This is a genomic window from Pseudomonas sp. P7779 (assembly GCF_013386315.1).
GTDB lineage: Bacteria > Pseudomonadota > Gammaproteobacteria > Pseudomonadales > Pseudomonadaceae > Aquipseudomonas.
This window is the reverse complement of the sequence record NZ_JACARZ010000077.1, coordinates 1-22,985: the sequence shown is the minus strand read 5'-3', so window position 1 is coordinate 22,985 and position 22,985 is coordinate 1. Positions and strand designations below refer to the sequence as shown.

Here is a 22,985-nt window from a genome sequence, read left to right as displayed (position 1 = left end):
GGCAAGAGGTTTCCCCCCGTGAACCGTTCCAAGCCAGACCTTATCGATCAGATCCGCTGTGCCTCGCGTCTTATGGTGCGAGAGCTGGGCTTCATGCAGCCGAAGTTGGCGGCCAGCAGTTACCCACCGTCATCGGTGCACACGATTGTTGAAATCGGCGAGCGTGGCGCGCTGACAGCGGCTGAACTGGTCATGTTGCTGGGGCTGGAAAAGTCGTCGGTGAGCCGCATGGTGCGCAAGCTGGTCGAGGCGGGCGAGCTGGAAGAGTTTGCCAACGAGGACGATGCCCGTTCGAAAAAGCTGCGGCTCACCACACGAGGCCAGAAGACGTTACGCGACATCGAAACGTTTGCCCGGCGCCAGGTGGGCGAGGCGATTGGCGACTTGTCCAGCGAACAGCAACAGGCCGTCAGCCGTGGGCTCGATCAATACGCCGCAGCCCTGCAAACCCAACGTACTGGCGCCCGGCAGCCGAGGCACTACCGCATTGCCCATGGCTACCGGCCAGGCATCATCGGGCGTATCGCGCAGATGCACGCCGAGTACTACGCCCAGCATGCGAATTTTGGCCAGCCGTTTGAAAGCCTGGTGGCGGCGGACATGGCCGAGTTGATGGGGCGCCTGGCCAACCCGCGCAACCAAGTCTGGGCAGTGCTGGACGCAGAGCAGATCGTCGGTTCGATCGCGATTGATGGCGAGGGCGAAAACGGCGAGGCGACCCTGCGCTGCTTCATCCTCGACCCGTCTGCCCACGGCCAGGGCTTGGGTAAACGGTTGTTGAAAGAGGCGCTGGATTTCTGTGACGGGCACCGGTTTCCGGCGGTGCGGCTATGGACGTTCAAGGGCCTGGATGTGGCGCGCAAGCTTTATGAAAGCGCGGGCTTTGTGCTGGCGTCCGAGCAGGAGGGGCAGCAGTGGGGCAAGTCTGTGGTGGAGCAGTGTTTTGTGCGGCACGCTGTTTGACGCAACAGCGCCCCACGTCACGGGGCGCTGGCGCCTGGCCGGTTAGAAGTCCCAGCGCGTGGTGAGCATCACGTTGCGCGGGGTGCCGTAATAGGCCGTGTTATAGAAGCCGATGTTGGTGTAGTACTGCTTGTCGAACAGGTTGTTGACGTTCAGCGTCGCGGAAAGATGTTCGCTGACCTGATACTTGGCCATCGCGTCCACCACCCAATACGCTTCCTGCGAGAACTCTTCGTTTTGCGCCTTGGGCCGGTTGTACACCACTTGCCAGCTTCTGCTCTGCCAGCGCGCGCCGCCGCCGACGGTCAGGCGGTCCAGCGGACCCTTGAGTTTGTACGAGGTGAAGAAACTGAGCTGGTCCTCCGGCTCCCAGGTCGAAGCCTTGTCGCCATGCTCATCCCGCAGGATCTTGTGGGTGTAGCCGGCCTGGGCCTGCCAGCCCGGCGCAAGCTCGCCGGACATCTCGGCCTCGAAACCCTTGGTTTTGGCCTTGATGCCTTTCTCGGCATACCCGAGGGATGGGTTGGTCGGCGCGGCGTTGTATTCGGCGTCCGGCTCCGCACGGTTGGTTTCGTGCACTTCGAAGTAGGCCATGCTGGTGTTGAGCCGGCCCTCGAAGAACTCACCCTTGAGGCCGGTCTCGTAGTTCTTGCCTTCATCCGGTTCCAGCAATTTGTTGTTGCGGTCGCGGCTGTAGGTCGTCGGCATGAAGATGTCGGTGTAGCTGGCATACGCGGTGAAGTTGTCGTTCAGGTCGTAGGTGACCCCGGCGTAGGGCACCAGCTTGCCGGTCTCGGTGGAGTCGTCTTCGCCACGCAATTTGTAGTTGGCCACGCGGCTGCCGAGGAACAGGTTCAGGTCATCCATGAGGTTGAAACGTGCGGCCATATAGCCTGCGGATTGGCGGGTCGTGGCATCGATGATCCGTGTCGGTTCACCCCAGTTCGGCTCCGGAGCGTTGCCATCGAAGTTCCAGAAATCGATCTCGTTGTTGCCCACATAAGTGGGGGCGCCGTAGTCCTTTCCGGTCCAGTGGGAGTTCGAGGCCGACGCGCCAATCACCAATTCATGGGTACGGCCCAGCAGGCTGAACGGACCGCTGGCGTAGACATCGCCCGAGTCGGCGCGGGTGTTGCCGGTGAACTTGTTCGCGTACAGGGACGACAGTCCGGTGGCGGGGAACGGGCCACTCATGATCGAGCCCAGGGGCGCGTCGTAGCCCATGAGTTGGTGGGTGTATTGGCCCTTGATCACCCAGCCATTGTCGAAGTTGTGTTCCAGGGTGGAGAACACGCTGCGGGAGTACTGCTCCCAGCGGCTCCACTTGGCGCCGTTGTTGTAGGAGCGTTTTACATCGATGCGGTTGCCGTTGCGATCGAACAGCGCACGGCTGCCGGACCAGCCCGAGCCTTGCGGGTCGCTGTCCAGGTAATCGAAACCGACGGTGAGCAGGGTGTCGTCGGTCAGGTCGGCTTCCAGCGTGCCGAAATACACATTGGTGCTGCGCTGGTAGTGGTCCATGAACGAGTGCTTGTCCTGGTACGCCGCCACCGCACGCCCGCGCACGTTGCCGCTGTCGGTCAGCGGGCCACTCACGTCGATCTGGGAACGATAGTTGTCCCAGCTGCCGGCGCCGAGTTCGACGCTGGCCTTGAAGTCCCGCGTGGGCTTTTTGCGGATCAGGTTGATCGTCGCGCCAGGGGCGCCGGCGCCGGTCAGCAGTCCGGTGGCACCCTTGAGGATTTCCACGCGGTCATAGATCGCCATGTCGCTGAGGGTCTGGCTGGACGAGTAGGCGGAGTTGCGCAGGGTCGGGATGCCGTCGTACTGGAAGTTTTCCACCGAGAAGCCGCGGGCGTAGTAATTGTTACGCTCGCTGTCGAAGGTCGACACGGTGATGCCCGGTGTATGGCGCATCACGTCGTCGATCGAAGTGAGCGCGAAGTCATCCATATGCTGGCGCGTGATCACGGTGATCGACTGCGGGGTTTCCCGTGGGGTCAGCACCATGCGCGTGGCGGTGGCGATGGTGCCCGGGGTGTAGGAACCGCTGCCCTCAGTGATGGTGCCCAACTGATTCGCGGTGATCTCTGTGGCACCCAGCGACAGCGCGCCGCCGGCCACCGGCAGGCTTTCCAGCTGGTAGCCATCGGCATTGCCGCGTGCTGCGAAGCCGGTGCCGGCCAGCACCTGCGCGAACCCGTCCTCCACGTTGTAGCTGCCGCGCACGCCGGGGCTGTCCAACCCGGCCACTTGTTGCGACAGGAACGAGATCGGCACGCCGGCGGCCTGGGCGTAACGCGTCAGCACGTCACCGAGTTTTCCGGGGGCGATGTCGAACGCCTGTACCTGCTGCTGCGCGTAGGCCAGGCCCGGCACCGCCAGGGGCAGGCAGCCAAGCAACAGTCGACTGGCCAGCAACAGGCCGCCGCGTGTGGGGGTTGAAGACATGTTATCGGTGCTCCTTTGGATGTTGGCCAAGGAAAGGACGCGGCAAAACCGAAAACACGCAACGGTGCGTAAGAATTATCCGGCGGGGGATTTCAGGCGCACACGTGTGAGCCACGGGGTGTAGGTGCTGACTTCAATCGGCAGGGTGCGTGTGAGCAGGCGCAATGCGCGGTCGCTGTCGTCCGTCGGCAGCATCACCGTCACCCGAATGCCTTGCAGCGCCTGGCGATCGAACATCAGCACACCCGGGCGATGCCGCGCCAGGCGCTCAAGTACATCCGCCAGCGGCTCGTCGTTGGCCAGCAACTGGTGGGCCGTCCAGGCTTGCTGCTGCGCTTGCACATCAACGCTTTTCGGCGTGCCGGGCCCGCTTGCATCCAGGCGCACCTGCTCGCCGGGGCCGAGGGTAATCGTATGCCCGGCACTGTCGATGCGGGTCGAGGATTCGAGCATCTTGACCACGGTGGCGGTGTCGCTGAGTTCGACGATAAAACGCGTGCCCAGGGCGCGAATGCTGCCCTGCGGGGTGTCGACATAAAACGGGCGCTGGGTGTCCTTGGCCACTGTTACCAGAATCTCACCATGCAGCAGTTGCACGCGGCGCTGGCTGGCGTCCAGGTGCAGGTTCACCGCAGAGCTGCCTTCCAGTTGCAGGTCGCTGCCGTCGGCCAGCAGCGTCTGGCGCCATTGGCCACGGTCGGTGCTCAGGTCGGCGAACAGATAGCCACGTTGCTCGTACTGGTACGCCGGCACCCCCGCGAGCAGCAGGGCCAGGGCGAGACACTTGACCAGCGTTGCCCCTTGGCGAGGCTGCCGGGCCCGGCGCAATGCGGCACGGGCCGGGGCTTGTTTGAGAGGCAGCAAGTGGCCCTGAAGGCGGGCAATGGCTTGCGGGTGCTGCGGGTCGGCGGCCAGCCAGGTGCGAAACGCCTGTTCGCTGGCGTCGTTGCCTTCGTGATCCAGCCGCACCAGCCATTCGGCAGCCTGGCGCAGCACTGCGTGGGGCAGAGGCTGGTTCATGGCTGGGCGCACGCATCACACGCCAGCAAGGCTTCCACCAGATCGTTCTGTACTGTGCGCACCGAGACACCCAGGCGCTGGGCGATTTGCGCCTGGTCCAGGCCTTCGAGGTAACGCAGGATGAAGGTGTCGCGGATCCGCTTGTGCATGCGTGCCAAGGCCCGGTCGATCGCCTCAAGCATTTGCGCGGCTTGCAGGATCTGCTCCGGTGAAGGCGCCTGTTCAAGGTACGCGGCGCAGCGTTCGAGCTCTTCGCGGTAGGCCTGTTCCAGGCGTCGGCGGCGGCCATTGTCCATCAGCAACCGGCGCGCGATGGTGGCCAGATAAGCCCGTGGCTCACCCGGCGCCACGTAAGTACCCGATGCCAACAAGCGTACGAAAGTGTCTTGCGCCACGTCGGCCGCCTGATGGGAGCAATGCACACGACGCCGCAACCAGGTCAACAACCAGCCGTGGTAGCCGCGGTACAGCGCATCGAGCGTAGGAGCGTCGGTGGGCGAAGACAGCTTCATGAGAGAGAATCGTAAGTGAGAATTAATCCCATTCTAGTGGTTTAAAACTTCGGGCTGCAATAGACGGTCGCTTGCCGGATTGATCAGTGCCGTTAACACATGGTCCGCCCAGACCCCGTTGATCCTCAGATACGCCCGCGCCTCGCCCTCTTTTTCAAACCCCAGCCGTGCCAGCAGGCGCGCACTGCGCTCATTCTCTGGGCGGTAGTTGGCCATGATTCGGTGCAGCTGCATGGCGTCGAACACATGGGCAATCGCCGCCGTCAGCGCTTCGTGCATCAAGCCTTGGCCTTGGGCGGATTCAGCCAGCGCATAACCCAAGTGGCAGGCCTGAAACGCACCGCGCACGATGTTGCTGAAGTTGCAGGCGCCGATGATTTGGTCCTGGCTGAATATCAGCAGGTGCAACGCTTCGCCGCTGGCGGTTTTGTCGGCCATGGCGTGGAGGCGTTCGGTGATGGCGTCCGGTTCAAAAAAGGCGTCGTCACGCGAAGGCTCCCAAGGCTGCAGAAAGGCGCGATTTTGCAGCAGGTACATTTGCAGGGCGCGAGCGTGGGAAGGGTGGGCGCCCAGCAGTAAGAGGCGCTCAGTGCTGATGCCGGTAGCGGGGAATGTCATGCGTCACCTTCTTGTGGTTTGCCAGCCGGGCTATCCTGCCGCTTCAGTCGTACAGAATCCAGCCAGGCTGGCATTCACATAATTCTTACCCGGGCACAGCTATGATGCTCGTCCTTATGCAATAAGCCTGATAGGGCAACCCATTATGAATGTGAGCGTTCTCTACGCGTTGGCTGCTGCGGCGTTGTTCGGCGCCAGCACTCCGCTTGCCAAGCTCTTGGGGCTGGATACGCCGCCCATACTGTTGGCAGGGCTGCTCTATCTGGGCAGCGGCCTGGGCCTGGCCATCGTTCGGTTTGCCCGCGACCACGGCTGGAAACGGCCCGGCCTTGCAGCCGGAGAGTGGCCCTGGTTGATGGGCGCCATCGTCTTTGGGGGCGTGCTTGCGCCAGTGGCGCTCATGTATGGCCTCACCCGTACCGCGGGCGCCACCGCATCGCTGATGCTCAATCTTGAGTCAGTGCTCACGGCCGTGCTGGCGTGGGTCGTGTTTAAAGAGAACGCGGATCGCCGGATTGTGGTCGGCATGATCGCGATTGTTTTGGGCGGGCTCGTCTTGTCGTGGCCGCAAGGGACGGCGACGGCTCATGATTGGACGGGGCCGCTGGCCGTGGCGTTCGCCTGTTTTTGTTGGGCCATCGACAACAACCTGACCCGTAAGGTCTCTGCCTCAGATGCGCTTTTTATCGCCGGGAGCAAAGGCTTGGCGGCGGGGGTGGTCAATTGCTGTCTGGCGTTGGCCATCGGGTCGCAACTGCCAGCCGTGGCCACGCTGGGGTCCATCATGGTGGTTGGGCTGCTTGGGTATGGCGTAAGTCTGGTGTTGTTTGTGCTCGCTCTGCGTGGGCTTGGCAGCGCGCGCACCGGTGCCTATTTTTCCACGGCTCCCTTTCTGGGTGCGGTCATCTCGATTCTGATCCTGGGCGAGTCGGTCTCGCTGATGTTCTTGCTCGCTGCCGCCTTGATGGCCATCGGGGTGTGGATTCACTTGATGGAACATCATGCCCACGAGCATCAGCACGATCCTCTTACGCACGGCCATCGCCATACACACGACGAGCACCACCAGCATGTGCACGGCTTTGAGTGGGACGGTACCGAGCCACATAGTCATGCGCATGAGCACGCACCGATCCTGCACAGTCATGCGCATTTTCCCGATGTGCACCATCGGCATAAACACTGACGTCTCCAGGGCAGTAGGGCCCTGGACTTTTCTTCAGGCATAAAAAAACGGCCTACCTTTCGGTAAGCCGTTTTTAGTACTTGGTGGCTACACAGGGACTTGAACCCCGGACCCCAGCATTATGAATGCTATGCTCTAACCAACTGAGCTATGTAGCCAAGTGGCGCGCATTATTCGCGGAGAACGGGAATGCGTCAAGCGCTTTTTTTGAAAATTTATCTACGCTATCAACTGTTTAACGGGAAACACCGGGTTTGGTGACGAGCGGTTGGGGTTTGCGCAGGTCCCAAGGCGGCGAAGATCAAAAGGTGGGAGCGGGCTTGCTCGCGAATGCGGTGTGTCAGTCAGCAGAGGTATTGGCTGGTCCACCGCCTTCGCGAGCAAGCCCGCTCCCACAGTTGATCTGCGGTGTTCTGGCGTTCGTGCGTCAGGTTTTGCGCGGGTGCAGGCACTCTATCGAGCGGTCGACCATGGCTTTGGCCATTTCCAGCAGGTGCCACACGGCAAGCACTTTGGCACGCTCGGGGCTTTGCAGTTGTTCGCCACAGTCGAGCGCGGTGGCCGAGGCGCTGTGCAGCAGGTCGGCGGTGTAGAGCAGGGAGTCTTCGAAGCTGATTTCGTCGCTGATGGCGTAGAAGTTTGTCGAGGGTTGCGGCGGGTCAGTGGGTAGGTAGTGGTCGAGCGCTCGGTTGAAGGCGGCGCGGTCTTTGGCTTGGTCACGGGGTGGATCGGGGACAATTTTAAACATGGCATAGCTCCTGATTAACTTGAAGCCGTACCGTTCGCGACTAAACGAAGGGTGGCGGCTGTACGCAGGTTAGTCGACCGGCTAATCAGGAAAACCCGGCGCACCCGAAGGTGCCCTGCGCACAGCCACCATGAAACCTCATGAAAGCATGCGCCTGATATAAGTCCGGGCGACTAAACCCGATCACTGAAAACCAGCGACGGACCGAAGACTAGCCACCGACTCCCCCAGGCACAAGGCCGAAAGATTCTCTAGGAAACGTCCCGCAAATTAAAGGGATTCATCTTGCTGGCCCTTTACAAACCATGACCGCTGCATCGATTCATCTACTCGTTAGCCTGCTAACGGGATAGCCTTCCTGCACCCAAAAGTGGCACATTGTCGCACCTGCACCTGTGCATCCATCTGCTGTACGGAAAACCTCCCATGGCTCTGAGCAATTCCCAGCCCTCCGTGGCTACGACGCCTGCCGCCGGGCAAACCAGCCCGTTGGTGATGCGTGTAATCGGCGCGGTGGCGCTGGCGCATTTGATCAATGACTTGATCCAGTCGGTACTGCCCTCGATCTACCCGATGCTCAAGGCCAATTACGGCCTGACGTTCACCCAGGTCGGCCTGATCACCCTCACGTTCCAGCTCACCGCGTCCCTGCTGCAGCCGTGGGTGGGTTATTACACCGATCGCCATCCCAAGCCGTACCTGTTGCCCTGCGGAATGATCTGCACGCTGGTGGGCATCCTGATGATGTCCCAGGTGGGCAGCTTCCCGTTGATCCTGCTGGCGGCGGGGTTGATCGGCATCGGCTCGTCGACCTTCCACCCGGAAGCGTCCCGCGTGGCGCGCCTGGCGTCGGGCGGGCGTTATGGTCTGGCGCAGTCGACGTTCCAGGTGGGCGGTAATGCCGGCTCGGCCTTCGGCCCGTTGCTGGCGGCGGCGATCATCATTCCGTTCGGCCAGGGCAATGTGGCCTGGTTCGGCCTGTTCGCGGTGTTTGCGTTGTTTGTGCTGTATGCGATCAGCCGCTGGTACGCCCACCACTTGAACCTGTTCAAGCTCAAGCAAGGCCAGGCGGCCACTCACGGCCTGTCCAAGGGCCGGGTGTTGAGCGCGCTGGTGGTGCTGGGCCTGCTGGTGTTTTCCAAGTACTTCTACATGGCCAGTTTCACCAGTTACTTCACCTTCTACCTGATCGAGAAGTTCGACCTGTCGGTGGCCAGTTCCCAGCTGCATCTGTTCCTGTTCCTCGGCGCGGTGGCGGCGGGCACGTTCTTTGGCGGGCCGATTGGCGACAAGATCGGCCGTAAGGCGGTGATCTGGTTTTCGATCCTCGGGGTGGCGCCGTTCACCCTGATTCTGCCCCATGTGGACCTGTTCTGGACCAGCATTCTGAGCGTGGTGATCGGCTTTATCCTGGCCTCGGCGTTCTCGGCAATTGTGGTGTATGCGCAAGAGTTGGTGCCGGGCAATGTGGGGATGATCGCCGGGGTGTTCTTCGGTTTGATGTTCGGTTTTGGCGGGATTGGTGCGGCGCTGCTGGGGCACCTGGCAGACATCCACGGCATCGAGTACGTGTACACGCTGTGCTCGTTCCTGCCGCTGTTCGGGGTGTTGGCGATTCTGTTGCCGCGTACCAAAAAGGCCTGATACCAGATCAATCGAGTCGGGCAGATATCCCTGCTGCCCAACGCTTGCGTCAAACGGGTAAATCAACTGCTCCTGCAAAGGGTGTCGGCGTTGCGCCGGTGCGCTGATTTACGGTTGTAGCGGGTTGTAGGTGGCCCGCTTGAGCTGTTCTCGCGCCCGGGACAAACGTAGGCGCACCGTGCTAATGGGGATGTCCAAGGTGTCGGCGGTGTATTGGGCGTTTCCATCGGCAAGTGCTTGTTGCTGTACTAAGTCAGCAGGTTCCAGCCGCCGGTAGATATGCTTTCCATGAAAGTGATTCCGAGTGATTAAGGCGTCGGTGCTACGCTTGCTCAAAACACGGAGAGCCGCCATGACGGATATCAAACTGATTGCTAGCTTGTTTGATCGCCTTAATCAGAACCAACTCGCCCTAGGCGCCGCAGTTGAAGAGCTTTCCAAGTGGGTCGAACAACGTGGGTCGGCAGAAATTGCCAACAACGTGCGCGGTGCGCTCGAAACACTGGATGAGAACCTTGTGTTTATTCGTCAGGGAATTGCTGAGCTAACAGTCACAGGGAGTTTAGGAAAGCTGTGACGGTCTGGAGCAGTAGAAGGTCCGGCTGTCTAACATCGAGGCAAGTAGTCCGATTCCGCCTAGGTGCCGTCGTTAGCAGTAACGGCAGGGTAGGCCGCTTACTAGCTTACAACGGCGCCCTATCGCAGGGAGGCGCTTCCCCAGGGGCATGCGCACGTTGGTAGCGAGCTGGACTGCCTACCGGGCTGGTGATTTTTCATATCTACCGAATCGAATTCTGAAGTTCTCGCTGCTAATTTTAGAGATGGGACTGGCTCTAACAATATTGAATACCGAAGTTTTTTTCGGTGGCGGGGAAGTGAGCGCCCACAAAAAAGCCGATGCAGTGCATCGGCTTTTTGTTTTGCGGCATAGGCCGCAGGTAAAGCTTATACGTTGAAGCGGAAGTGCATCACGTCGCCATCCTTGACGATGTATTCCTTGCCTTCCAGGCGCCATTTACCGGCTTCCTTGGCACCGGCTTCACCCTTGAACTGGATGAAGTCGTTGTAGGCGATGACTTCGGCGCGGATGAAGCCTTTTTCGAAGTCGGTGTGGATCACGCCAGCCGCTTGCGGGGCAGTGGCACCGACCTTGACGGTCCAGGCGCGTACTTCTTCAACACCGGCGGTGAAGTAGGTCTGCAGGTGCAGCATTTCGTAGCCGGCACGGATCACGCGGTTCAGGCCAGGCTCTTCCAGGCCCAGGGCCTCGAGGAACATGTCTTTCTCTTCGCCGTCTTCCAGCTCGGCGATTTCCGCTTCGATCTTGTTGCACACCGGAACAACGATAGCGCCTTCTTCTTCGGCAATGGCCAGGACCACGTCGAGCAGCGGGTTGTTCTCGAAACCGTCTTCAGCCACGTTGGCGATGTACATCACCGGCTTGGTGGTCAGCAGGTGGAAGCCCTTGATCACAGCTTTTTCGTCGGCGCTCATGCTCTTCATCAGGCTGCGTGCCGGCTTGCCCAGGGTGAAGTGGGCAATCAGTTGCTCCAGCAAGGCTTTCTGGACCACTGCGTCCTTGTCGCCGCCCTTGGCGTTACGCGTGACCTTTTGCAGTTGCTTCTCGCAGCTGTCGAGGTCGGCGAAGATCAGTTCCAGGTCGATGATCTCGATGTCGCGTTTCGGGTCGACGCTGTTGGAGACGTGAATCACGTTCTCGTCTTCGAAGCAGCGGACCACGTGGGCGATGGCATCGGTCTCGCGGATGTTGGCGAGGAACTTGTTGCCCAGGCCTTCACCTTTCGAAGCGCCGGCTACCAGGCCCGCGATGTCGACGAACTCCATGGTGGTCGGCAGGATGCGCTTTGGATTCACGATGGCCGCCAGGGCGTCCAGGCGTGTATCGGGCATCGGCACGATACCGGTGTTCGGTTCGATGGTGCAGAAGGGGAAGTTCTCCGCCGCAATACCGGATTTGGTCAGGGCGTTGAACAGGGTGGACTTGCCGACGTTAGGTAGGCCGACGATGCCGCAATTGAATCCCATGGTGTTTCCCCTCGGGTAAAGAGTCAGGCCTTCTGGCTGTGCAGGTTTTTCATCGCACGGTTCCATTCACCGGCGAAGATATCCGGCAGCACGCCGAGGGCAAAATCGATGCTGGCATCGAGTTTTTCCTGTTCGGCGCGTGGCGCACGACCCAGGACGAAATTTGAAACCATACTGGCAACGCCCGGGTGGCCAATGCCAAGCCGCAAGCGGTAGAACGTATTCTGATTGCCCAACTGCGCGATGATGTCGCGCAGGCCATTATGCCCGCCATGGCCGCCGCCTTGCTTGAGCTTGGCAACGCCGGGTGGCAGGTCTAGTTCGTCATGGGCCACCAGGATTTCTTCGGGTTTGATCCGGAAGAAGCCCGCAAGCGCCGCGACAGCCTGGCCGCTGCGGTTCATGTAGGTGGTGGGAATCAACAGACGAACATCCTGACCCTGATGCGAAAAGCGTCCGGTCAGGCCGAAATATTTGCGATCGGCCACAAGATTGACGCCTTGGGCGTGGGCGATGCGCTCAACAAAAAGGGCCCCCGCGTTATGCCGGGTCTGTTCGTATTCGGCGCCTGGATTTCCCAGGCCAACGATCAGTTTAATGGCAGTCACGACAGGGGCCCTTCCTTTGGAGTTGTGGATAACATCGCCGTTGGTGCGGCGAAAGTGGACGACAAAAACTCATTAACCGTTAGAGGCCAACTTCGCATTCTCGCCCGCTTTCTCGCTACGTTCCGGTCCGCGATGTTTCCTCAAGCTCCGGCATTACAGAGTGAATTACTCTGCAGCGCCTTCTTCAGCTTCTGGTGCAACGCGTGGAGCGTGTACGTTTGCAACAGCTTTGTCGTCACCGTGAGCCAGTGCAACGAACTCAACGCCTTTAGGAGCCTTGAGGTCGGACAGGTGAACGATTGCGCCGATTTCCAGAGCCGACAGGTCGACTTCGATGAACTCAGGCAGGTCTTTCGGCAGGCAGGTCACTTCGATCTCGGCGATAACGTGCGAAACTTCGCCGCCTTTCTTGACCGGAGCTTCTTCACCAACAAAGTGCACAGGCACGATAGCGGTCAGTTTCTGACCAGCTACTACGCGTACGAAGTCAGCGTGCAGCACGTGGCCTTTAGCTGGGTGACGTTGCAGTGCCTTGATGATGACGTTCTGCTTGGTGCCGCCAACGTTCAGCTCGATGATGTGGCTGTAAGCCGCGTCGTTTTCGAGCAGTTTGGCGATTTCTTTAGCCAGCATGCTGATGGATTCAGGGGCTTTTTCGCCACCGTAAACTACAGCTGGAACCAGGCTTGCGAGACGACGCAGGCGGCGGCTCGCACCTTTCCCCAGGTCGGAACGCAGTTCAGCATTCAAAGTAAAATCGTTCATGTTGTATCTCCAAAATAACCACATTCGCCCTAGCGTTTGCGACCAGCGCTAAAGGCGATATGGGCAAAAAAGCCCCGCCCCAACAGAATGCTGGGGCGGGGCGCTTTTCGTCAGGTTGATGCTGCTAAGGTTTGACCCTTAACGGAACATCGCGCTGATCGATTCTTCGTTGCTGATGCGGCGAACCGCTTCGGCAACTACCGGTGCGATATCCAGTTGACGGATACGCGAACAGGCTTGAGCGGCAGCGGACAACGGGATGGTGTTAGTCACCACCAGTTCGTCCAGCATTGAGTTCTCGATGTTCTCGATCGCTCGGCCCGACAGCACAGGGTGTGTGCAGTAGGCGAAGACTTTTGCTGCACCGTGCTCTTTCAAGGCTTTCGCCGCGTGGCACAGGGTGCCGGCGGTGTCGACCATGTCATCAACCAGAATACAGGTACGCCCTTCGACATCACCGATGATATGCATCACTTCAGAGTGATTGGCTTTCTCGCGGCGTTTGTCGATGATCCCGAGATCCACGCCCAGGGATTTGGCAACAGCCCGTGCACGCACGACGCCACCAATGTCCGGGGACACGATCATCAGGTTTTCAAAGCGCTGGTCTTCGATGTCATCCACCAGGACGGGGGAGCCGTAGATGTTATCTACCGGAATATCGAAGAACCCCTGGATTTGGTCAGCGTGCAGGTCAACCGTGAGAACACGGTCGATACCTACCACGGTCAGCATGTCAGCAACGACTTTCGCGCTGATAGCCACACGTGCGGAACGCGGACGGCGATCCTGACGGGCATAACCAAAGTAAGGGATTACAGCTGTGATTCGAGTCGCTGAGGAGCGGCGGAAGGCATCAGCCATCACGACGAGTTCCATCAGGTTATCGTTGGTCGGAGCGCAAGTCGGCTGAATAATGAAGACATCTTTACCGCGGACGTTTTCATTGATCTCGGCTGTAATTTCGCCGTCGGAGAATTTACCGACAGAGATGTCACCGAGAGGGATATGCAGCTGACGTACAACACGCCGAGCCAGATCGGGGTTAGCATTCCCCGTAAAGACCATCATCTTGGACACGCGCAGTACCTAGAGGCTGAGGGTAACCTGGATGAGTATAGAAAATGGCAGGGGCGGCTGGATTCGAACCAACGCATGGCAGGATCAAAACCTGCTGCCTTACCGCTTGGCGACGCCCCTGTATCTGTTGCAACGAGTACCCAGTACTCGGTTCCTTTAGAGCAGACTTTGCAGCTTGCGATGCAACATCGAAACGTTGCTTCCCTTTGCTACAAACCCTGTAAGGGTCTCTGTAAGAAGGGCCGAGACTTTATCAGCTTCAGCTTTGCTTGGGAAGCCCCCAAACACACAACTTCCAGTTCCGGTTAATTTTGCTTCGGTAAAATTACCTAACAAATTCAAAGCGTTACGTACATCTGGATAGCGCCTTGCTACAACCGGTAAGCAGTCATTTCGACTGTTTCCCTTGGGAACGGGGCGCACTTTAATGGGAGGAGAGTTACGTGTCAACAGTGGATCTGAAAAAATTTCTGCTGTACTTACAGATACTTGCGGAACAAGCACGACATACCACGGCTCTTCGGGGTCTACAGGGGTGAGTTTCTCCCCCACGCCTTCGGCAAAAGCGGCGTGCCCACGCACGAAAACCGGGACGTCCGCGCCCAGTGTCAGGCCCAGCGCCGCCAGGCGATCGTGGTCCCAACCCAGTTGCCACAAGTGATTCAGGCCGAGCAATGTCGTTGCGGCATTTGAGCTGCCGCCACCGATGCCGCCGCCCATGGGCAGGATTTTTTCGATCCAGATGTCGATGCCCAGTGGGCAACCGGATTGTTCCTGGAGTTTTTTCGCGGCCTTCACAATCAGGTTGCTGTCGTGAGGCACGCCGTCGAATTCGGTGTGCAACTGGATCACGCCGTCATCGCGAACGGCGAAGGTCAGCTCATCGCCGTAGTCGAGAAACTGAAAAATCGTCTGCAACTCGTGATAGCCGTCTTCACGGCGACCGAGAATGTGCAGCATCAAATTGAGTTTGGCCGGGGAGGGCAGGGTCAGGCGTTGCTCGTTCATCTCACTGCCCCAGCTTGCGCGGTTGCCAGTCCTTGATCACCAGCGTGACGTCAAGGTCGGTGCCATGCAGCTTGATGCGCTCGGGCAGCCAGTAACCGTTCTGTTGCACATAGCTCAGGTATTCGACCTGCCAGCCATCCTGTTCCAGCGAAGCCAGGCGGCTGTCGCCATTGAGGCTCAGGCGGCTCTTGCTGTCTGGCGCAGGAAGACCGCGTACCCACCACACCAGGTGCGATACGGGGAGTTTCCAGCCCATCTGTTCTTCCAGCAGGGCTTCCGGCGTTGGCGCTTCATAGCGGCCCTGATTGGCCACTTCCAGGCTGACTTGCCCCGGCCGGCCGGTCAGGCGTGCCGCACCGCGGCCCAGCGGGCCAGACAGGCGAATGTCGTAATAGTCCTGGCGTTGCAGCCAGAACAAGGTGCCGCTGCCCGAATCTTTCGGGGCGCGAATGCCCACCTTGCCCTCGATCTGCCAGCCATCAAGGCTGCTCAGTTGATCCTTGTGCTGCTGCCACTGCGCCGGGTTGCCCGGGCCTTCGACAGATTCACGGGTGCCAAGACCGGAACAGCCGGCGAGCAGGGCGATAAAGCTGAAAACGATAACGTGGCGCAAAAACATAAAGTTAAAGGGTCTCGGATCCGGTCAGGCGCTTGATGGTGCTGCGCAGGATTGGGCTTTCGGGTTGTTCCTTGAGGAACTTCTCCCAGATTTGTCGCGCTTCACGCTGCTTGCCATTGGCCCAGAGCACTTCGCCCAGGTGTGCGGCGACTTCCTGGTCGGGGAAGCGCTCCAGCGCCTGGCGCAACAAGCGCTCGGCTTCGTCCAGGTTGCCCAGGCGGTAATTCACCCAGCCGAGGCTGTCGAGTACGGCCGGGTCTTCCGGGTTGAGCTGGTGAGCCTTTTCAATCAGCTCCTTGGCTTCGGCGTAACGCGTTGTACGGTCGGACAAGGTGTAACCCAGGGCGTTCAGTGCCATGGCATTGTCCGGGTCGCGCTTGATGATCAGGCGCAGGTCTTTTTCCATCTGCGCCAGGTCATTGCGTTTTTCCGCCTGCATGGCGCGGGTGTACAGCAGGTTCAAGTCGTCCGGATATTGCAGCAAGGCTTGCTGGAGGATTTTCCAGGCGCGATCGCCCTGCTTGTTGGCCGACAGGGTCTCGGCCTGGATCAGGTACAGCTGGATCGCGTAGTCCGGTTCGGCATCCCGTGCGGCAGCCAGGCGTTTTTCCGCCTCGTCGGTGCGGCCGTTGTTCATCAGGATATCGGCCTGGCGCAGTTGCGCCGGCAGGTAGTCATTGCCGGCGCCGACCTGGGCGTATTCAAGCAATGCAGCCTGCGGGTCGTTACGCTCTTCAGCGATGCGGCCCAGGTTCAGGTGCGCCGAATCCACGTGGCTCTCGCGGGCGATCAGGTCTTCCAGGTAACCCTTGGCCTCATCCCAGGCCTTGGCTTCCAGGCACACCAGCGCCAGGGAGTAGCGCAATTCGTCATCGTCCGGGTATTGCTGCACGAGGTTGGCGAATTGCACCTTGGCGTCTTCCATGCGGTCCTGTTCAACCAGCATGCGGGCATAGGTCAGCAGCAGGCGTTTGTCGCCCGGGTACTTCTTGATGCTTTTTTCCAGCAGCGGAATCGCTTCCTTGCCGCGGTTGAGGTTTTGCAGCAGGCGGGCGCGCAGCAGGATCGGCGCAATCTCGCCCTCTTCCGGCGGGTGTTGCTCCAGCAGCTTCAGCGCAGCCTCGGGCTCATCATCCTGTTGCAACAACAGCGCCTTGCCGAAAATCAGCTGGCTGTTGTTCGGGTGTTTTTGCAGCAGGCGGTCGAAACTCTTCATCAGGCCGTTGCGGGTGTCCTGATCGGTGTCGGCGGCCGACAGCGCGAGGAAGTCGAAATGCGTGTCGCCCTTGCCCTGCAGGACCTTCTCCATATACACCATGGAGTCGTCATAGCGTCCGGCGCGGGCCAGTTGAATGGCCGCTGCCCGTTGCGCCTCGAGATCGTCCGGGGCGTTTTTCGCCCAGATCAGCGAGGAGTCCAGGGCCGCCTGATCGGCGCCCAGGTACTCGGCGATGCGAAACGCCCGCTCCGAAATCCCCGGATCCTGAGTATTAATGGCCTGGGTCACGTAGTTATCCAGGGCAATGTCGAAACGATTGCGCTGGCCGGCCAGCTCCGCGCTCAGCAGGCTGAAGATCGTCTCTTCACTGAACGAGGAATAAACCTTGGGCTTTTCAGGGGCGGGGGTGCTGTCTTCTACCGGCGGCGTACCGTCCGGCGACACGGGTGCCATGGCCTGGCAGCCGCTGAGAAAGACAAAAGCAAGGAGCAACGCGGAAGATCTATTCATATAGGAAGAGGACGACTAACCTGCGGTCGGATCATCATGACACAAGCCTTCGGCCAAACATAACCGTGTAGGAGCGAGCTTGCTCGCGAAGAACCAGAGGACAACGCGTTTTATCCCGTAAGCCAGCGTTATCGTTAACGACCATCGCGAGCAAGCTCGCTCCTACAGATGGCCTTTATAGGCGTAAGCTACTAGGACAATAGCCTACGGTGGTTGTTCTGAATCATTCGAAGTAGGACAATTGTCGGCTTCCCGACATCATCAGCGATATTGAATGGCCTTCCTTGCACTCGGTATTAACCACAAGACTGCTTCTGTAGACGTCCGCGAGCGCGTGGCTTTTACTCCCGAGCAGTTGGTTGAGGCCTTGCAGCAGCTCTGCCGGCTCACCGACAGTCGCGAAGCTGCGATCCTTTCGACCTGTAATCGCAGCGAGCTCTATATAGAGCAGGAACATCTTTCAGCGGATGTGGTGCTGCGCTGGCTGGCCGATTACCACCATTTGAGCCTCGATGAGCTGCGCCAAAGCTCATATGTGCACGAAGAGGATGCGGCAGTTCGTCACATGATGCGCGTCGCCTCCGGGCTGGATTCGCTGGTGTTGGGCGAACCGCAGATTCTCGGCCAGATGAAGTCCGCCTACGCCGTGGCCCGCGAGGCCGGCACCATCGGCCCGCTGCTGGGGCGCCTGTTCCAGGCCACCTTCAACTCCGCCAAGCAGGTGCGCACCGACACCGCCATCGGTGAAAACCCGGTGTCCGTGGCGTTTGCCGCCGTCAGCCTGGCCAAACAGATTTTCAGTGACTTGCAGCGCAGCCAGGCCCTGCTGATCGGCGCCGGCGAGACCATCACCCTGGTCGCCCGCCACCTGCACGAGCTGGGCGTAAAGCGCATCGTCGTCGCCAACCGTACCCTGGAACGCGCCAGCATCCTGGCCGAGCAGTTCGGTGCCCACGCGGTGTTGCTCTCCGACATCCCGGCCGAGCTGGTGCGCAGCGACATCGTCATCAGCTCTACTGCCAGCCAGTTGCCGATCCTCGGCAAGGGCGCGGTGGAAAGCGCCCTGAAACTGCGCAAGCACAAGCCGATCTTCATGGTGGATATCGCCGTTCCCCGGGATATCGAGCCTGAAGTCGGCGAGTTGGACGACGTTTACCTCTACAGCGTCGACGACCTGCACGAAGTGGTCGCCGAAAACCTGAAGAGTCGCCAGGGCGCTGCCCAGGCTGCCGAGGAAATGGTCAGCACCGGTGCCGACGATTTCATGGTGCGCCTGCGTGAACTGGCGGCAGTGGACGTGCTCAAGGCCTACCGTCAGCAAGGCGAACGCCTGCGGGACGAGGAATTGATCAAGGCCCAGCGTATGCTCGCCAACGGCAGCAGCGCCGAAGACGTGCTGATGCAACTGGCGCGCGGCCTGACCAACAAATTGCTGCACGCTCCCAGTGTCCAGTTGAAAAAGCTTACCGCCGAAGGCCGCCTCGATGCGCTGGCCATGGCCCAGGAACTCTTTGCCCTCGGTGAGGGCGCGACAGAAAGCTCTTCGGATAAAAAACCGCAATGAAAGCGTCACTGCTCAATAAACTGGACGTCCTTCAGGACCGTTTCGAAGAACTGACCGCCTTGCTCGGCGATGGCGAGGTCATCTCCGATCAGACCAAGTTCCGCACCTATTCCAAGGAGTACGCGGAAGTTGAGCCGATCGTGGGCACCTATAAACAGTTGCTCAAGGTTCAGGCTGACCTCGAAGGCGCCCAGGCGCTGCTCAAGGACAGCGACCCGGACATGCGCGAAATGGCCGTTGAAGAAGTGCGAGAGGCCAAGGACAAGCTGATCGAACTGGAAGGCGACCTGCAACGCATGCTGTTGCCCAAGGATCCGAACGACGGGCGCAACGTATTCCTTGAAATCCGCGCCGGCACCGGCGGTGACGAAGCGGCGATTTTCTCCGGCGACCTGTTCCGCATGTATTCGCGCTATGCCGAGCGTCGCGGCTGGCGTGTGGAGATTTTGTCCGAGAACGAAGGCGAACACGGCGGCTATAAAGAAGTCATCGCCCGGGTTGAGGGCGAGAATGTCTACGGCAAACTGAAGTTCGAATCCGGCGTGCACCGCGTGCAGCGGGTGCCGGCCACGGAATCCCAGGGCCGTATCCACACCTCGGCGTGCACCGTGGCCGTGTTGCCCGAGCCCGACGAGCAGGAAGCCATCGAGATCAACCCCGCAGACCTGCGGGTCGACACCTACCGCTCATCGGGCGCCGGTGGCCAGCACGTCAACAAGACTGACTCGGCGATCCGTATCACTCACTTGCCTTCGGGCATCGTGGTGGAGTGCCAGGAAGAACGTTCCCAGCACAAGAACCGTGCGCGGGCCATGTCCTGGCTGTCGGCCAAGCTGAATGACCAGCAGACCAGCGCCGCCGCCAATGCGATTGCCAGCGAGCGTAAGCTGCTGGTGGGCTCGGGCGACCGTTCCGAGCGCATTCGTACCTACAACTTTGCCCAGGGCCGGGTCACCGACCACCGCGTCAACCTGACGCTGTACTCCCTGGACGAAATCCTCGCCGGTGGCGTCGATGCGGTAATCGAGCCGTTGTTGGCCGAATACCAGGCCGACCAGCTTGCGGCGATAGGTGAATAAATGACCATTATTGCCAGTTTGTTACGCGCCGCCGACCTGCCGGACTCGCCGACTGCGCGCCTGGACGTGGAATTGTTGCTGGCCGCCGCCTTGGGCAAGTCCCGCAGCTACCTGCACACCTGGCCGGAAAAAATCGTCAGCAGTGAACACGCGCTGACCTTTGCCGACTACCTGCAACGCCGTCGTGCCGGCGAGCCCGTGGCCTACATCCTCGGCCAGCAAGGCTTCTGGAAGCTCGACCTGGAAGTGGCACCGCACACGCTGATCCCGCGTCCGGAAACCGAGATGCTGGTGGAAGCCGCCCTGGAATTGCTGCCTGCCACACCGGCCAAGGTCCTGGACCTGGGCACCGGCAGCGGCGCGATTGCCCTGGCCCTGGCCAGCGAACGCCCGGCCTGGCAAGTGACGGCGGTCGACCGCGTGCTGGAAGCTGTGGCCCTGGCCGAACGCAACCGCCAGCGCCTGCACCTGAACAACGCCACGGTGCTGAACAGCCATTGGTTCAGTGCCCTCGAAGGCCACACTTACAACCTGATCATCAGCAACCCACCTTATATAGCCGACACCGACCCGCACCTGGTGGCCGGTGACGTGCGCTTTGAACCGGCCAGCGCGCTGGTATCCGGGCATGACGGCCTGGACGACCTGCGGCTGATCATCGCCCAGGCGCCTGCGCACCTCGACGCCGCGGGTTGGTTGCTGCTGGAACACGGTTACGACCAGGCGCCCGCCGTGCGCGACCTGCTGCTGGGGGAAGGCTTTGAAGAAGTCCACAGCCGCATCGACCTGGGCGGCCACGAACGCATCACGTTGGGACGCCGCCCGTGATGAACGACCAGGAGCTGTTGCGCTATAGCCGGCAGATTCTGTTGCAGCATGTCGACATCGAAGGCCAGTTGCGCCTGAAAAACAGCCGCGCGCTGATCGTCGGCCTGGGTGGCCTCGGTTCGCCAGTGGCGCTGTACCTGGCGGCGGCGGGGGTGGGTGAGCTGCATTTGGCGGATTTCGACACTGTCGACCTGACCAACCTGCAACGCCAGATCATTCACGACACCGACAGCGTCGGCCTGAGCAAGGTCGACTCGGCGATTCGCCGCCTGAGCGCGATCAATCCTGAAATACAGCTGGTTGCCCATCGCAGCGCGCTGGATGAGGATTCCCTCGCGGCCGCCGTTGCGGTGGTCGATGTGGTACTGGATTGCAGCGACAACTTCTCCACCCGCGAAGCGGTCAACGCTGCGTGTGTCGCTGCCGGCAAGCCTTTGGTGAGCGGTGCGGCGATTCGCCTCGAAGGCCAGCTGTCGGTGTTCGACCCTCGTCGCGCCGAAAGCCCCTGCTACCACTGTTTATACGGGCACGGCAGCGACGCCGAACTGACCTGCAGCGAAGCCGGTGTCATCGGCCCGCTGGTGGGTTTGGTCGGCAGCCTGCAAGCCCTGGAAGCCTTGAAATTGCTGGCCGGTTTCGGCGAGCCGCTGGTGGGGCGGCTGTTGTTGATCGACGCCCTGACCACGCGTTTTCGCGAGTTGCGGGTCAAGCGCGATCCCGGCTGCAGCGTCTGCGGTAGCCAACATGGTTAAGGATGCGCCGATTGGTGTGTTCGACTCCGGTGTCGGCGGCCTGTCGGTGCTGGACGAAATCCAGCGTCTGCTGCCCCATGAGTCGCTGCTGTACGTGGCGGATGGCGGGAATATCCCCTACGGCGAGAAAACCCCGGCGTTCATCCTCGATCGTTCGCGAAAGGTGGCGACGTTCTTCCGTGAGAAGGGCGCCAAAGCGTTTGTGATTGCCTGCAACACGGCGACCGTTGCGGCGGTTGCCGATTTGCGCCAGGACTATCCCGACTGGCCATTGGTGGGCATGGAACCGGCAGTCAAACCCGCGGCTGCCGCGACCCGCAGTGGCGTCGTCGGCGTGCTGGCGACCACCGGCACCCTGCAAAGCGCCAAGTTCGCCGCCTTGCTTGACCGCTTCGCCACCGATGTGCGGGTGGTCACCCAACCCTGCCCGGGCCTGGTGGAGCTGATCGAAACCGGCGACCTGGACAGTCCGGCCCTGCGCCTGCTGTTGCAAGGCTACGTGGAGCCGCTGATTGCGGCCGGTTGCGACACCATCATCCTTGGCTGCACCCACTACCCGTTCCTCAAGCCCCTGCTCGCCGAGATGCTCCCGCCGACGATCATTTTGATCGACACCGGGGCGGCAGTAGCGCGTCAATTGCAACGTCTTTTGAGTGATCGCGAACTGCTGGCCACTGGCAATCCGCCGCCTGTACAGTTCTGGACCAGCGGCGATCCGCAGCATCTAAGAAATATCCTACCGACCCTATGGAAATCTCCCGGAGTTGTGCGTAGTTTTGGCGTGTGAAAAAAACGTGAAATAACGCCTTTATCCGCTGAACTTCTGGCTATACGGCAGCTTCTATAGCAAGTTAGCCGGTACAAAATCATACAACTTCGTTCGGAAGGGATGTTTCTCTATGAAGCGCTTGTTCTGTTTGGCTGCGATTGCGGCCGCAATGTTGGGGCACTCTTTTTCCGCACAGGCGGCAGGCCTGGAACTTGGGGTGGGAAGTACGAGCGATTCGACCATGACCTATCGGTTGGGGCTGACCTCGGACTGGGATAAAAGCTGGTGGCAGACCGATACGGGGCGCGTGACCGGGTACTGGAGCGGCGCCTACACCTACTGGGACGGTGACAAGCGGGCCAGCGTCAGCAGCCTGTCGTTCTCACCCGTGTTTGTGTATGAGTTTGCCGGGGAGAGGGTGAAGCCGTACATCGAGGCCGGCGTGGGTGTGGCCGTGTTCTCCCGCACGCGGGTAGAAGACAACAATATCGGCCAGGCTTTCCAGTTTGAAGACCGGCTGGGCTTTGGCTTGCGCTTTGTCGGTGGCAGTGAAGTGGGGATTCGGGCCACCCATTACTCCAATGCCGGGATCAGCAGCAATAACGATGGTGTAGAGAGTTATTCGCTGCACTACACGCTGCCGTTGTAGTTTTTTAAGCACACTGCAAAACCATTGTGGGAGCGGGCTTGCTCGCGAAAGCGGTGTATCAGCCACGAATCAGTTGACTGACACACCGCTTTCGCGAGCAAGCCCGCTCCCACATTGGGTTCTTTATCGCTGCGGGATCAGTGCCCGCCAACCACCCGGGTCGAGCTCTCGGCATACACCGGCCCCAGCCGGTCAAGGCGCCCGCTCCAGGCCGTCAGCGCCAAGGCCACCAACACCACCGAGCCGCCAATCCACGCCGTGTGGATCAAGCCCATGTGGGCGACGATCAGGCCGCCGGCCCACGCGCCACCGGCAATCCCCAGGTTGAACGCCGCGATGTTCAGGCC

General features: G+C 60.4%; 22 protein-coding genes, 2 tRNA genes and 2 pseudogenes. 10 read left to right on the top strand and 16 right to left on the bottom strand.

Going from position 1 to position 22,985, the window contains the following annotated elements; genetic code table 11:
• Nucleotides 1-72: 72 nt before the first annotated feature.
• Nucleotides 73-963, top strand: coding sequence for a bifunctional helix-turn-helix transcriptional regulator/GNAT family N-acetyltransferase (locus HX869_RS22145; RefSeq protein WP_218646310.1), 891 nt, complete (start codon nucleotides 73-75; stop codon nucleotides 961-963).
• Nucleotides 964-1,005: 42 nt separating this feature from the next.
• On the opposite strand, the gene HX869_RS22140 is transcribed toward HX869_RS22145, so the two are convergent.
• From HX869_RS22140 to rimJ, 4 genes are all read right to left on the bottom strand, one after another.
• Nucleotides 1,006-3,414, bottom strand: coding sequence for a TonB-dependent siderophore receptor (locus HX869_RS22140; protein ID WP_087693778.1), 2,409 nt, complete (start codon nucleotides 3,412-3,414; stop codon nucleotides 1,006-1,008).
• 75 nt (nucleotides 3,415-3,489) lie between these two features.
• The gene (locus tag HX869_RS22135; protein WP_087693777.1) at nucleotides 3,490-4,434 is read right to left on the bottom strand and encodes a FecR domain-containing protein; all 945 of its coding nucleotides are present in this window, start codon (nucleotides 4,432-4,434) and stop codon (nucleotides 3,490-3,492) included.
• The gene (locus HX869_RS22130) at nucleotides 4,431-4,946 is read right to left on the bottom strand and encodes a sigma-70 family RNA polymerase sigma factor (RefSeq protein ID WP_003217834.1); all 516 of its coding nucleotides are present in this window, start codon (nucleotides 4,944-4,946) and stop codon (nucleotides 4,431-4,433) included. Before HX869_RS22130 ends, HX869_RS22135 begins: the two co-directional genes overlap by 4 nt.
• Nucleotides 4,947-4,979: 33 nt before the next feature.
• Complete coding sequence (rimJ, locus tag HX869_RS22125) at nucleotides 4,980-5,564, bottom strand: ribosomal protein S5-alanine N-acetyltransferase (protein ID WP_178903642.1); 585 nt, start codon at nucleotides 5,562-5,564, stop codon at nucleotides 4,980-4,982.
• Nucleotides 5,565-5,709: 145 nt separating this feature from the next.
• On the opposite strand from rimJ, the gene HX869_RS22120 reads away from it, so the two are divergent.
• Nucleotides 5,710-6,750 (top strand): DMT family transporter, encoded by a 1,041-nt coding sequence (locus HX869_RS22120; protein WP_003217846.1) that lies wholly within the window; start codon nucleotides 5,710-5,712, stop codon nucleotides 6,748-6,750.
• An 81-nt stretch (nucleotides 6,751-6,831) separates the two neighbouring features.
• On the opposite strand, the gene HX869_RS22115 is transcribed toward HX869_RS22120, so the two are convergent.
• A tRNA-Met gene (locus HX869_RS22115) sits at nucleotides 6,832-6,908 on the bottom strand.
• A 269-nt stretch (nucleotides 6,909-7,177) separates the two neighbouring features.
• Nucleotides 7,178-7,498, bottom strand: a complete 321-nt coding sequence (locus HX869_RS22110; RefSeq protein ID WP_063033154.1) for a DUF6124 family protein — start codon at nucleotides 7,496-7,498, stop codon at nucleotides 7,178-7,180.
• A 426-nt stretch (nucleotides 7,499-7,924) separates the two neighbouring features.
• On the opposite strand from HX869_RS22110, the gene HX869_RS22105 reads away from it, so the two are divergent.
• Nucleotides 7,925-9,142 carry an MFS transporter gene (locus tag HX869_RS22105; protein WP_093201834.1) on the top strand — a complete coding sequence of 406 codons (1,218 nt, stop codon included), beginning with the start codon at nucleotides 7,925-7,927 and terminating at the stop codon, nucleotides 9,140-9,142.
• Nucleotides 9,143-9,250: 108 nt separating this feature from the next.
• On the opposite strand, the pseudogene HX869_RS31420 reads toward HX869_RS22105, so the two are convergent.
• Nucleotides 9,251-9,370 (bottom strand): annotated as a pseudogene (locus tag HX869_RS31420) (RNA polymerase subunit sigma); the annotation flags it as partial.
• Nucleotides 9,371-9,494: 124 nt separating this feature from the next.
• Between HX869_RS31420 and HX869_RS22100 the strand changes: the two are divergent.
• Entirely contained in the window at nucleotides 9,495-9,719 is a 225-nt protein-coding gene (locus HX869_RS22100; RefSeq protein WP_087693771.1) for a hypothetical protein, read from the top strand.
• Nucleotides 9,720-10,087: 368 nt separating this feature from the next.
• Here the strand turns inward: HX869_RS22100 and ychF are convergent, their stop codons facing one another.
• The 8 genes from ychF to HX869_RS22060 all read right to left on the bottom strand — a co-directional run bounded on the left by ychF (nucleotide 10,088) and on the right by HX869_RS22060 (nucleotide 16,997).
• Nucleotides 10,088-11,188 (bottom strand): redox-regulated ATPase YchF, encoded by a 1,101-nt coding sequence (gene ychF / locus HX869_RS22095; protein ID WP_008432257.1) that lies wholly within the window; start codon nucleotides 11,186-11,188, stop codon nucleotides 10,088-10,090.
• A gap of 23 nt (nucleotides 11,189-11,211) precedes the next feature.
• Entirely contained in the window at nucleotides 11,212-11,796 is a 585-nt protein-coding gene (gene pth, locus HX869_RS22090; protein ID WP_003208389.1) for an aminoacyl-tRNA hydrolase, read from the bottom strand.
• Between the two features lie 165 nt (nucleotides 11,797-11,961).
• Nucleotides 11,962-12,561 (bottom strand): 50S ribosomal protein L25/general stress protein Ctc, encoded by a 600-nt coding sequence (locus HX869_RS22085; RefSeq protein ID WP_003208391.1) that lies wholly within the window; start codon nucleotides 12,559-12,561, stop codon nucleotides 11,962-11,964.
• 138 nt (nucleotides 12,562-12,699) lie between these two features.
• Nucleotides 12,700-13,641: a ribose-phosphate pyrophosphokinase gene (locus tag HX869_RS22080; protein ID WP_003208392.1), complete on the bottom strand. Its 942-nt coding sequence runs from the start codon at nucleotides 13,639-13,641 to the stop codon at nucleotides 12,700-12,702.
• Between the two features lie 45 nt (nucleotides 13,642-13,686).
• A tRNA-Gln gene (locus HX869_RS22075) sits at nucleotides 13,687-13,761 on the bottom strand.
• A 36-nt stretch (nucleotides 13,762-13,797) separates the two neighbouring features.
• Complete coding sequence (ispE, locus tag HX869_RS22070; protein ID WP_003208395.1) at nucleotides 13,798-14,649, bottom strand: 4-(cytidine 5'-diphospho)-2-C-methyl-D-erythritol kinase; 852 nt, start codon at nucleotides 14,647-14,649, stop codon at nucleotides 13,798-13,800.
• Between the two features lies 1 nt (nucleotide 14,650).
• Entirely contained in the window at nucleotides 14,651-15,268 is a 618-nt protein-coding gene (lolB, locus tag HX869_RS22065) for a lipoprotein insertase outer membrane protein LolB (protein WP_008432261.1), read from the bottom strand.
• Nucleotides 15,269-15,272: 4 nt separating this feature from the next.
• Nucleotides 15,273-16,997, bottom strand: a complete 1,725-nt coding sequence (locus tag HX869_RS22060) for a tetratricopeptide repeat protein (protein ID WP_008432263.1) — start codon at nucleotides 16,995-16,997, stop codon at nucleotides 15,273-15,275.
• 274 nt (nucleotides 16,998-17,271) lie between these two features.
• On the opposite strand from HX869_RS22060, the gene hemA reads away from it, so the two are divergent.
• The 6 genes from hemA to HX869_RS22030 all read left to right on the top strand — a co-directional run bounded on the left by hemA (nucleotide 17,272) and on the right by HX869_RS22030 (nucleotide 22,638).
• Complete coding sequence (hemA, locus tag HX869_RS22055; protein ID WP_008432265.1) at nucleotides 17,272-18,561, top strand: glutamyl-tRNA reductase; 1,290 nt, start codon at nucleotides 17,272-17,274, stop codon at nucleotides 18,559-18,561.
• Complete coding sequence (prfA, locus tag HX869_RS22050) at nucleotides 18,558-19,640, top strand: peptide chain release factor 1 (protein WP_003208405.1); 1,083 nt, start codon at nucleotides 18,558-18,560, stop codon at nucleotides 19,638-19,640. The genes hemA and prfA overlap by 4 nt, the downstream gene beginning before the upstream one ends.
• Nucleotides 19,641-20,468 (top strand): peptide chain release factor N(5)-glutamine methyltransferase, encoded by an 828-nt coding sequence (gene prmC, locus HX869_RS22045; RefSeq protein ID WP_003208408.1) that lies wholly within the window; start codon nucleotides 19,641-19,643, stop codon nucleotides 20,466-20,468.
• Nucleotides 20,465-21,220: a molybdopterin-synthase adenylyltransferase MoeB gene (locus tag HX869_RS22040; protein WP_008432269.1), complete on the top strand. Its 756-nt coding sequence runs from the start codon at nucleotides 20,465-20,467 to the stop codon at nucleotides 21,218-21,220. Before prmC ends, HX869_RS22040 begins: the two co-directional genes overlap by 4 nt.
• On the top strand, nucleotides 21,213-22,007 hold the full coding sequence (murI, locus tag HX869_RS22035) for a glutamate racemase (RefSeq protein ID WP_178903641.1): 795 nt from the start codon (nucleotides 21,213-21,215) through the stop codon (nucleotides 22,005-22,007). Before HX869_RS22040 ends, murI begins: the two co-directional genes overlap by 8 nt.
• 112 nt (nucleotides 22,008-22,119) lie before the next feature.
• Nucleotides 22,120-22,638 (top strand): acyloxyacyl hydrolase, encoded by a 519-nt coding sequence (locus HX869_RS22030; RefSeq protein WP_003208415.1) that lies wholly within the window; start codon nucleotides 22,120-22,122, stop codon nucleotides 22,636-22,638.
• Nucleotides 22,639-22,775: 137 nt separating this feature from the next.
• Here HX869_RS22030 and HX869_RS22025 read toward each other — a convergent pair.
• Nucleotides 22,776-22,985 (bottom strand): annotated as a pseudogene (locus tag HX869_RS22025) (MFS sugar transporter); the annotation flags it as partial.

Bases quoted from the DNA above. Each gene is read 5' to 3' on its own strand.
- ychF (WP_008432257.1), bottom strand. From the start codon at position 11,188: ATGGGATTCAATTGCGGCATCGTCGGCCTACCTAACGTCGGCAAGTCC.
- HX869_RS22100 (WP_087693771.1), top strand. From the start codon at position 9,495: ATGACGGATATCAAACTGATTGCTAGCTTGTTTGATCGCCTTAATCAG.
- prmC (WP_003208408.1), top strand. From the start codon at position 19,641: ATGACCATTATTGCCAGTTTGTTACGCGCCGCCGACCTGCCGGACTCG.
- HX869_RS22110 (WP_063033154.1), bottom strand. From the start codon at position 7,498: ATGTTTAAAATTGTCCCCGATCCACCCCGTGACCAAGCCAAAGACCGC.
- HX869_RS22120 (WP_003217846.1), top strand. From the start codon at position 5,710: ATGAATGTGAGCGTTCTCTACGCGTTGGCTGCTGCGGCGTTGTTCGGC.
- HX869_RS22135 (WP_087693777.1), bottom strand. From the start codon at position 4,434: ATGAACCAGCCTCTGCCCCACGCAGTGCTGCGCCAGGCTGCCGAATGG.
- ispE (WP_003208395.1), bottom strand. From the start codon at position 14,649: ATGAACGAGCAACGCCTGACCCTGCCCTCCCCGGCCAAACTCAATTTG.
- rimJ (WP_178903642.1), bottom strand. From the start codon at position 5,564: ATGACATTCCCCGCTACCGGCATCAGCACTGAGCGCCTCTTACTGCTG.
- HX869_RS22030 (WP_003208415.1), top strand. From the start codon at position 22,120: ATGAAGCGCTTGTTCTGTTTGGCTGCGATTGCGGCCGCAATGTTGGGG.
- HX869_RS22085 (WP_003208391.1), bottom strand. From the start codon at position 12,561: ATGAACGATTTTACTTTGAATGCTGAACTGCGTTCCGACCTGGGGAAA.
- hemA (WP_008432265.1), top strand. From the start codon at position 17,272: ATGGCCTTCCTTGCACTCGGTATTAACCACAAGACTGCTTCTGTAGAC.
- HX869_RS22060 (WP_008432263.1), bottom strand. From the start codon at position 16,997: ATGAATAGATCTTCCGCGTTGCTCCTTGCTTTTGTCTTTCTCAGCGGC.
- HX869_RS22130 (WP_003217834.1), bottom strand. From the start codon at position 4,946: ATGAAGCTGTCTTCGCCCACCGACGCTCCTACGCTCGATGCGCTGTAC.
- HX869_RS22145 (WP_218646310.1), top strand. From the start codon at position 73: ATGGTGCGAGAGCTGGGCTTCATGCAGCCGAAGTTGGCGGCCAGCAGT.
- HX869_RS22105 (WP_093201834.1), top strand. From the start codon at position 7,925: ATGGCTCTGAGCAATTCCCAGCCCTCCGTGGCTACGACGCCTGCCGCC.
- HX869_RS22140 (WP_087693778.1), bottom strand. From the start codon at position 3,414: ATGTCTTCAACCCCCACACGCGGCGGCCTGTTGCTGGCCAGTCGACTG.
- prfA (WP_003208405.1), top strand. From the start codon at position 18,558: ATGAAAGCGTCACTGCTCAATAAACTGGACGTCCTTCAGGACCGTTTC.
- lolB (WP_008432261.1), bottom strand. From the start codon at position 15,268: ATGTTTTTGCGCCACGTTATCGTTTTCAGCTTTATCGCCCTGCTCGCC.
- murI (WP_178903641.1), top strand. From the start codon at position 21,213: ATGGTTAAGGATGCGCCGATTGGTGTGTTCGACTCCGGTGTCGGCGGC.